The organism is Streptomyces sp. NPDC055078 (assembly GCF_053607985.1).
Genome location: NZ_JBSGUP010000442.1, coordinates 1 through 6894, shown reverse-complemented (window position 1 = coordinate 6894; position 6894 = coordinate 1). Strand labels below are relative to the sequence as shown.

3 protein-coding genes are annotated in these 6894 nt (G+C 69.7%); all 3 read left to right on the top strand.

Going from position 1 to position 6894, the window contains the following annotated elements:
• Window positions 1–793: 793 nt before the first annotated feature.
• Entirely contained in the window at window positions 794–2977 is a 2184-nt protein-coding gene (locus ACWF94_RS28720) for a glycosyltransferase family 4 protein (protein ID WP_453494668.1), read from the top strand.
• Window positions 2978–3291: 314 nt separating this feature from the next.
• Window positions 3292–4791 carry a D-ribitol-5-phosphate cytidylyltransferase gene (locus ACWF94_RS28715; RefSeq protein WP_453494666.1) on the top strand — a complete coding sequence of 500 codons (1500 nt, stop codon included), beginning with the start codon at window positions 3292–3294 and terminating at the stop codon, window positions 4789–4791.
• 211 nt (window positions 4792–5002) lie between these two features.
• On the top strand, window positions 5003–6894 hold a 1892-nt coding region (locus ACWF94_RS28710; protein WP_453494663.1), incomplete at its 3' end, for a hypothetical protein.

The window sequence follows — 6894 nt, the reverse complement described above, 5'->3', positions numbered from 1 at the left end:
GCCGAGGCGAGGACCACCGCCTGGAGGCACCTCGCCCCGCCGCCCAGCGCCGCCGCGACCGCGACGCCGAGCGCGACGAGCCCCAGCGGGAGTACGACGAGTTCCGCCCGTTCTAGGACGAGTTCCGCCCGTTCTAGCCGGAGCGACGCCCGCCCTCAGGGGGAATGCGGCCGGCGCCCGGTAGCTCCCGTACGGCTCCCGGGCCTCGGCCGCGGGTCCCTGCCCCGGGACCGGCACCCGCCCGCGCCGTACGCGGCTCGGGGGAGGGGACCGCCGGCCGTGCCTCACGAGCCCGGGCACGGCCTCCCTGGCCTCTCCGGCGTCCTGGGCGCGTCCCTGGGGCGCGTTGGTTTCACGGAGGGCCTCGGCCTGGGGCTTGCCCTTGGGTGCATGGCCCCTGTCCGCCGGTCCCGGCTCTTTGATCTCCCTCAGGGCAGGATCTCGCGGCCGGACCTGCCCCTTAGGGCATACCCGGGCCCAGGGCTGCTCGGCCGGAGGAGCGCGGTCACGGCTGGGGCGTCCCCTCACCGCCCGCTGCCAGGAGTCCCCACCGGGCGCCCGGGGCCGCCCGCCCGCACTGGACATGACCGGGTCAGGGCCGGGTGCCACCGCCCGCCGCCGGGCCGCGCTCACCCGTTCCGGGAACGCCCCGCGTGTCACCCGCCCCGGCACCGGAGCCCCACCGTCCGATGCCGTAGTTGTGCGAGGGGGCAGCACAACCCCCCGGCCCCCTACCTCGTCTAATACCGGGGGCGGGAGAGTCAACAGGCCCCGGCAGACGAGCGGAGCACCGGTGAAGATTTCTCTACTGATCCACACCATCTACGGCATTGGAGGAACGATTCGCACGACGTTGAACCTGGCGGAGGAGCTGGCCGACCGCCATGACGTCGAGATCGTCTCGGTCTTCCGCCACCGGGACGTCCCGCTCTTCGGCATCGACCCCCGCATCACCGTCGTACCGCTGGTGGACACCCGCCCCGCCTCCCCGACGTACGAGAAGGAGCACCCGGACCACAAGGAACCCGCGGAGTTCTTCCCCCGGCACGAGGCACGGTACAAGGAGTACAGCAGGCTCACCGACGAGCGGGTCCGCGCCCACTACACGGCGTCCGACGCGGATGTGATCATCGGGACCCGGCCCGGACTCGTCGCCTACGTCGCCCAGTTCGCCCCCGGCAGGGCCCTGGCCATCGGCCAGGAACATATGACGCACAATCACCACAGGGAAGCGCTCCGCGAGGAGATGCGCCCCCATCTCGCCACGCTCGACGCGTTTGTGACGGTCTCCGAAGGCGACGCCGCGGTGTGGCGGGAGAAGATGCCGCTGCCGGACACCCGGGTGCTCGCCATCCCGAACAGCGTCCCCGAACCGGTCGTCCCGCCGTCCGACCAGTCGGGCAACATCATCGTCGCGGCCGGCCGTCTCTCCCGGGAGAAGCAGTACGAGGTCCTGATCAGGGCGTTCGCCAAGGTCGTCGCCGAGCGCCCGGAGTGGACCCTGCGGATCTACGGCTGGGGCCCCGAGCGCGAGAAGCTCCGCGCCCGGGTCCGTAAACACGGTCTCCACAACAGCGTCTGGCTGATGGGCCCGCGCTCGCCGATCGAGCCGGAGTGGGTGAAGGGCGCGATCGCCGTGTCGACATCGCGCCATGAGTCGTTCGGTATGACGCTCGTCGAGGCGATGCGCTGCGGTCTGCCCGTCGTCAGCACGGACTGCGACTACGGCCCGCGCGAGATCGTCAGGGACGGCGAGGACGGTCTGCTGGTGCCGGTCGGGGACGCCGACGCGGTGGCGCGGTCGCTGCTCAGGCTGATCGGCGACGAGGAACTGCGCCGCCGGATGGGCACCGCCGCGGTGGAGAACGCGCGCCGCTTTGACCCCGGTGCCGCCGCCAAGCAGTACGCGGATCTCTTCGCCGAACTGGGCGCCCGGGCGGACCGGCGCGGCGGGAGCGGAGTCGCCCTGGCCGTACCGCCCGGGAACGAGAACGGGAACGGAGACGGCGACGGAGACGGGGAGAGGGAGTACAGGGCCAGGAAAAGCGACAGTGACAGGGCCAGGGAGAGCGACAGTGACAGGGGAAGTGACAGGGCCAGGGAAAGTGACAGGGACGCCTTCGTTCCACTGGCGGACTGCGTCGTCCGCGCGGACGGCTCTCTCAAGGTCACCATGATCGCGCCGGAGGCCGCCGCCCTGAAGTACCCGGGGCTGCGGCTGGTCTGCACGCATATGGGCGGCGACGCCCCGGAGCGCAGCTATCCGCTGGATCCCGACGGCACGGTCACCATCCCGGCGGGCGAGGAGTTCGCGGACGGCCACTGGATGTGCCACGCCGACCACCCGGCGACCGGCCGCCGGGTCGGCGTCCTCGCCCGCGCCGTCGACCAGCGCGGAGTGCTGAGCGCCGTGGACCGGCTCACCACCGGCTCCGGCGTACGCCATCTCGTGCCGTACCGGCGCACCCCGAAGCAACTGCTGGTGCTGCGCTCCTGGGTGCGCCCGGTGCACGCCGAGGCGGCCGATGTCCGCCGCACGAGTCGCAGGCTGACCGTCACGGGCCGGGTGATGGGGCCCGTCGAGCCATCAGGTGAACCGTCACTGCTGTTGCGACGCCGGGGCGACGACCGGACCGAACTGGTCTTCCCCGGCACCCGCGAGGGCACTCACGGCTTCACCGCCACCCTCGACTGCGAGGCGGCGGCGGCCCACCGGCTGACCGAGAAGGACGTATGGGACATCTGGCTGCGGTACGCCCCCGGCCAGGACCCGGTCCGGGTGGGGCGGATCCTTGACGACGTGGTCCAGAAGAGTGATGTCTTCGTCTTCCCCGAGACGCTGCACCACAAGCGGCGCCCCCTGCTGCTGGCCCGCCGCGTACTGCGCAGGCTCCAGCGGCGTCAGCAGCGACTGGTCAAGGTATGGCTCGCGTACGACGCCGAGAACGCGCTCGTACTCCATGTCGCCGACCGCTGAAACGTCCCCGTCAACGTCGTCGGCCGCTGAAACCTCCCGGTCAACGTCGCCGACCGCTGAGACCTCCCGGTCAACGAGCACCGGTTCCGCCCGCCCGGCGGTGTGCCCGCCGGGTCCGCCAGCCGCGCGAACGCCGCCGTGGTGTGGGGTGCGTCACCCCACACAGGTCGGAGGAGTACGGTCGGCGTTCACGGGCATCAGCGTGAACACCCGGTGTCCCCGCGGGGTGCGGCAGTTGATGCCCACCTTGCGAGACGGTCACGCAGAGTGCGACCATCGCACCGTCCCCCACTCGTCTCAAGGTAGGTCGTTCTGTGTCTGTGCCGCACGAAGCCAAGCCCCGCACCACGGCAGTCGTCCTTGCGGGAGGGACCGGGCAACGGGTGGGTCTGGCGATCCCGAAGCAGCTGCTGAAGATCGCCGGCAAGGCCGTCATTGAGCACACACTGTCGATCTTCCAGCAGGCCGAGTCCATCGACGATGTGATCGTTCTGATGGCGCCGGGATTCGTCCCCGATGTGGAGAAGATCGTCGCCAAGGCCGGACTGACCAAGGTGACCCGGGTCATCGAGGGCGGTTCGACCCGCAATGAGACGACCGAGCGCGCGATCGCCGCGCTGAGCGAGGGACTCGCCGACGGCGAGGACGCCAATGTGCTCTTCCACGACGCCGTCCGTCCGCTGCTGTCGCAGCGGGTGATCCAGGACTGTGTGGACGCGCTTGACCGGTTCGCCGCCGTCGATGTCGCCATCCCGTCCGCGGACACCATCATCGTCACCCGCACCCATGGCGACGACGGCGAGTTCATCACCGATGTGCCGGACCGCTCACGGCTGCGCCGCGGCCAGACGCCGCAGGCGTTCAAGCTCTCCACGATCCGCCGGGCGTACGAGATCGCGGCCGGCGACCCGAACTTCCAGGCCACCGACGACTGTTCGGTGGTCCTGAAGTACTCGCCGGACGTTCCGATCCATGTCGTCGCGGGCGACGAGTACAACATGAAGGTGACCCAGCCGGTCGATGTCTTCATCGCCGACAAGCTGTTCCAGCTCGCCTCGACCGCCGCCCCCCGCCAGGCCGACGAGGCCGCCTACCGCGAACTGCTCGGTGGCCGCACCCTCGTCGTCTTCGGCGGTTCGTACGGCATCGGCGCGGACATCGCCGATCTGGCGGAGAAGTACGGCGCGCGGGTCTACGCGCTGGGCCGCTCCACCACCGGCACCCATGTCGAGAACCCCGAGCATGTGGACGACGCGCTCTCCAAGGCGTACGCCGAGACGGGCCGTGTCGACTATGTGATCAATACGGCGGGTGTCCTGCGCATCGGGAAGCTCGCCGAGACGGACAACAGCACCATTCAGGAAGCGCTGAACGTCAATTATCTGGCACCCGTCCAGATTGCCCGCGCCTCCTACAAATATCTGGCGGAGACCAAGGGCCAGCTGCTGCTCTACACCTCCTCCAGCTATACCCGGGGCCGTGCCGAATACAGCCTCTACTCGTCCACCAAGGCGGCCATGGTGAATCTCACCCAGGCCCTCTCGGACGAATGGGCGAATGACGGTATCCGAGTGAATTGCGTCAATCCGGAGCGTACGGCGACCCCGATGCGCACCAAGGCTTTCGGTGTGGAACCGGCGGATTCGCTGCTGTCCTCCGAGGCCGTGGCGAGGACCTCGCTGGATGTCCTGCTCTCCGAGCTGACCGGCCATGTCATCGACGTACGACAGCAGGATCCGACCCGTGGGGCGAGCGAGGCATCGGGCTTCGAGCAGGCGCTCGCCGCGGTCCTGGACCGCGAGGAAGACATGTAATAATCCATCTTGAGCAACTAAAGAGCAGTACAGCGGTTAAGGGTCCTCATGGGCACTTCGGCAGGGAATGCCGGAAGTGTGGGGGAAATGAGGATCCGGCTGTGTGAAGTCCTGACTCCGCCCTCGGGTTGTGAAGCACTCGGGTCGTGCGGCTCCGGCTTCGCAATTCATGCAAAAAGGACCAACCGGCACCCTTTGGAGCAGGTTCTTCGTGATTTCGACCGCCATTCGTCTGCTACGCGTCGGCAGCCGGCGAGAGCTCGCCGCCGCGTGTCTGATCGGACTCGGCTACCCAACCGTCATGCTCGCCGCGCTGCTCCCCAGCGTCTGGCTCTTCGCGGCGGCGGGTGCCGTGACCTACGCGGCGGACCGGTATCTGCACCACAGAGGCAGCTATCTGGTCAACCGTCTCGGCAAGGTCCGCGTCGGCCTGCCGATCCGCTTTCTGCTGCGCGAGCTGCTGCTGGTCCTGCTCCTCGCCCGGGAGAATCTGGCCGGGACCCCGCTCTTCTACACGGCGGTCGCCGGATTCCTCGTCCTCTACGGCCTCCAGGCACCGCACGGCGCGCTGGTGACCCTCATCCGGCTGCGCCGCACCATGCCGGTCGTCACCCGCAACGTCGATCTGAGCGGCGTACGCATCCCGGACGCCCCGCCCAGGAAGCTGCTGCGCCGCGCCGACGAGAAGATGCTCCACCTCGACCTCCCCGCCATGGCCGGTGTCGTACTCGCCGCCGGTGTCGGCGAGTACGTCATCGGATACGCGGGCGTCGCCCTCACCGTGGCCCTCGCACTGGTCTACACCGCCGTGCTCGTGCCGTATCTGCGCGGGCGCCGGGTGCCGCGCCCCCCCGCCGTACTGAAGGCCGTCAGCGCCTGGCTGCTCGAATACCGCCCCACCACCGTGCTGTACTTCTCCGGCTCCGCCGAGTCCGCCTACCAGGTCAATATGTGGCTGGAGACGATGGAGCAGGTCGACGGCCGGCCGCTGATCATCATGCGCGAGCGCGAGCTGGTGACCCGGCTCAACCCCACCGCAGTTCCGGTCGTCTGCATCCCCGCCGCCACCCATCTGATGAACCTCGACCTCTCCACCGTGCGGGTGGCGCTGTACCCCGCCAACGTCGGCAAGAACATCCATCTGCTGCGCGTACCGACCATGCGGCATGTGTTCATCGGGCACGGCGACAGCGACAAGCTCGCCAGCGTGAACCCCTTCAGCAAGGTCTACGACGAGGTCTGGACCGCCGGTCGCGCGGGCCGCGACCGCTACGCGCTGGCCGACGTCGGGGTCCGCGACGACGACATCGTCGAGGTCGGACGGCCCCAGCTGGCGCCCATCGAGTCCTGGACCGGCACCCCGAGGAACGCCATCCCCACGATTCTGTACGCGCCCACCTGGGAGGGCTGGGACAACAACCCCGGCAACACCTCCCTGCTGCTGGCCGGGGAGAACATCGTCCGCGGGCTGCTGGAGGCCGAGCAGCCCGTACGCGTCATCTACAAGCCGCACCCGTTCACCGGCATCCGCAACAAGAAGGCCAAGGCCGTCGACCGGCGGATCGCGGCGATGGTGCGGGCGGCGGCGACCGCACGCGCCACCGACCCCCGGTGGGCCGAGGAGGCCGCCGCCGCGAAGCCCGCACAGACCGCCGCCCGCGCCGACCTCGTCCGTATCGGGGCCGAACTGGCCTCCCTCGCCTCCCCGGGCCGCGTCGGCGGCGACGAGGCGGAGGAGTCCCGGGTCTCCCTCGCGGACCCGGTGCGGCTGGAGCGCGTCAAGGCGCTGCGGGCCGAGTGGAACGACGCCTACTGGCGTGCCACCGGCTGGTGGGAGCACCTGGTGGTCACCGGTGCCGAGCCCAAGCTGTACGACTGCTTCAACGAATCCGACGCGATGGTCTCCGACATCTCCAGCGTGGTCTCCGACTTCATGGCCAGCGGAAAGCCGTACGCCGTCACCGACTCCGCCGAACTGGGCGCCGCCGAGTTCCAGCGGCAGAACACCGCCGCGCGGGCCGCGGTCGTCCTCTCCAACAGCGCCGCCGAACTGACCGAACTGCTGGAGGCGGTGGCCTCCCCGGCGCGCGACCGGCTCTCGGT